Source organism: Cryobacterium sp. RTC2.1, from assembly GCF_035018685.1.
GTDB lineage: Bacteria > Actinomycetota > Actinomycetes > Actinomycetales > Microbacteriaceae > Cryobacterium > Cryobacterium glucosi.
Map to the genome: position 1 here is coordinate 1 of NZ_JASJXJ010000243.1, position 3,120 is coordinate 3,120.

The window sequence follows — 3,120 nt, forward strand, 5'->3', positions numbered from 1 at the left end:
CAGCCGGGCATTGCCATCGAGCATGATCTCGTCGTGGATGATCTGGTACGCCGTCTCCGGCTCCATCGGGTCCGCGCAGAGGACATAGCGTGGGACAACGCTGTCCTCTCCCGGGCGGGCGAAGAGCGGGTTGATCTCTAAGAACTCCGGCTTGAACTCTGAGTTGGCCTGCATGGGGTCCATGCTGCCGTATCGGGCCGGGAATCGACCACGAACCGCCGTTGCCCGCAGCCCGGTCGGGGTGGCGTATGCAGTCGATCTGCTCTGCCGCAACGACGGGATGGTGTTGGAGATCATGTCGAAAAATGTACGTGTTGCTCGAGCTCGCGGGACGAAACACCGAAGACGAATCCGCGATGACCACCTACCGTGCTCTAACCCGCCACCGCGTCTCGACCCGCATCGCCGCCCTGCTCGTGGTGTTACCGCCTTCGATGACGACCAGGGCTTCACGCACCCCAGCCGCCGGGCCTTCCATCTATTTCCGGAGGTTCACAGAGAGGGGCGGTCCGTGGGAACTCTGGAGTGGGCGCCGGCCAGGTCGACTTGGTGCTCACCGATGGTTGCCGACACGTCGCACGATACCCGTTGCGGCACATAACGCTCTCCACGCACCCTAGGATTCAGGAGTTAGTTGACGCGGCGCCTTCAAGACCGCTTCGCACGCTAACCGTTAACCGGATCGACAGCGGTCCCAGCTGCCGTGAGCCTGTCTTGGATGTAGAAAGATTCGTGAAGTTGGAAAAATTGAGCGCACGCGGTCCGGCTTTGGTTGTGGGTCCCATGATTGCGGCGATGGGTGTCGTCTTCGGCGATATTGGCACCAGCCCGCTTTACGCGGCGACGACGACGTTTGACGCCGGCAGTTTCGATGTCAGCGGACCGTCGGCCGAATATGTGTATGGGTCGACGGCGACCATCCTCTATGCGCTCACTTTGGTTGTCACGATCCTCTACGTGCGTTTCCTGATCCGGGCTGACAACCGAGGCGAAGGTGGGCTTCTCGCACTATTCGGGCTTCTCCGCCGGAGCGGTCTGAAAGCTCGAACCCTCACGACCTTCACTATTGTTGCCATGCTGGGTGCCGCAATGTTTCTAGGCGATAGCGTGATCACCCCCGCGATCTCGGTCCTGTCCGCAGTAGAAGGTCTAGAAGTGATCCAGCCGACCCTGTCCGCCCTTGTGGTGCCGATCGCAGTCGTGATCTTGCTGGGTGTTTTTGCGATACAAAGATTTGGCACCCGAACAATCGGACGGCTCTTCGGCCCGATAATGTTGCTCTGGTTTCTTGTCCTCGCAGTGACGGGTGGCGCATCGATCCTGGAGGACCCCGCGGTCCTTCAAGCGCTCTCACCGCACTGGGTTGTACTTTTCTTCATCGACCAGCCCGGGACAGCATTCTTCGCCCTCGGCGCGATCGTTCTGGCCGTTACGGGAGCCGAAGCCCTCTACGCCGACCTAGGCCATTTCGGCCGACAAGCGATCACGCGCGCATGGATGTGGGTCGTCTTTCCCGCCCTAGTCCTCAACTATCTTGGGCAGGCGTCCTTGGCTCTGCGCCACCCGCAGGAGGCGACCTCATCTTTCTTCGGCCTCGTTCCCGCGTGGGGTCAACTCCCCATGGTCATCCTCGCCACGGCCGCCACGATCATCGCTTCCCAGTCTGTGATCTCAGGGACATACTCCGTCATCCATCAAGCGTGGCGTCTGGGGCTCTTCCCTCCACTTCGAGTAGTTCACACATCGGAAAAGAACGAGGGCCAGATCTACGTTCCAGCCATCAACGTCCTACTTGCACTTGCTGTGCTCGCCGTGACAATTGGCTTCCGAGGATCCGCCGCGTTGGCCTCCGCATACGGCATCGCTGTCACCACTACCATCTCCATCACCAGCATCGTCTACCTGGCCTGGAGTTGGGCACACTCCAGACGCCTCACGCCAAGAATTCTCGCCGCAGGCGCAATCCTCCTGGTGACTGTCGCGTTCCTCGTTGCGAACCTACCCAAAGCGACCTCGGGAGGGTGGCTCCCACTGGCAATTGGCGCAATCATATTCACAGTGATGGGCTCATGGTGGATAGGACAGCAACGCATCCGCGCCGCACGACGCATCGGCGAGCTCCCCCTCAGCGACCTGGAGTCCTTTCTCACACGCGCCAAAGGGGACCTGTTCCGGGTTCCCGGAGACGCAGTGTTCATTACCCGGAATCCAAATATTGTGCCCGTTGCCCTGCGCACAATGGTCACTCAAAATCATGCCCTCCAGAAACGCTCCATCCTCTTGAGCTGGTCAACGATCGACGTCCCCTCCACCGTCGGGATGAAACAACGAATCAACGTCGAAACGTTCCCCTCCGGAATCGTTCGCGTCGTCGCGAAAGTCGGATTCCTTGAGCAACCCCGGATGACAGAACTGCTGACCGAAGCTCACACCGTTGACAAGACAGCGCTAGTAAATTTCGCTTCCTCACGCGCAACATTCTTCATTTCCACCCCAGTACCCCGCTACAACCGGCGGAGCAAAATGTTTCGCTGGGCCCAAGTCCTCTTCCTAGCCCTCGACAGGCTCGCACCCGACCCCGTCGACGTCATCGAGCTTCCCCGAGACAGAACCATCGTCCTCGCCCGCGAAGCACTCCTCTAAACCTCGGACCAACTCAAAGAAACGGTTGACGATCCCACAACCCCAGGCCGCTAACACTTGCTGAAGTTCACGGCCACATCGTTGGGTCAGAGGACGGGAAAAGCGCGATCGCCAAGGAAGACCATCAACGGTGACCCTTTGGCCGAAGAAGAACGAAAAGGGTTGAGGGAGGCTCGCACGCATCTGGGCTCGGAAGGCCGCCAGGCAACGGCTGTCTAGTTCTGAGTTTTCGAGACGGAGCTCGCGCGCGAATCAAGCCCCGGGACGGGGCCCTGACCGGTATGGAGCAGAACACGAAACCGGGACCCGAGCGCCTTTCTGGCAACACTGGGGATGCTTCGTTCCTTCTCCAGACGTTTTGTCTCGAGCGAGTACGTGGTGCGCTGAAGCAGATGGTTAGTGGGCGAGTCCGGAAACGAGGTTGATCGTTGTCGCTAGGACAACGACTCCCAAGACGTAAGAAAGCAACGAATGGCG

The 3,120-nt window shown here is 59.7% G+C and carries 1 protein-coding gene and 1 pseudogene; one reads left to right on the forward strand and one right to left on the reverse strand.

Going from position 1 to position 3,120, the window contains the following annotated elements:
- A pseudogene (locus QN357_RS18375) lies at window positions 1-297 on the reverse strand (hypothetical protein); the annotation flags it as partial.
- Between the two features lie 435 nt (window positions 298-732).
- On the opposite strand from QN357_RS18375, the gene QN357_RS18380 reads away from it, so the two are divergent.
- Window positions 733-2,643 (forward strand): KUP/HAK/KT family potassium transporter, encoded by a 1,911-nt coding sequence (locus tag QN357_RS18380; protein WP_323505331.1) that lies wholly within the window; start codon window positions 733-735, stop codon window positions 2,641-2,643.
- Window positions 2,644-3,120 lie beyond the last annotated feature (477 nt).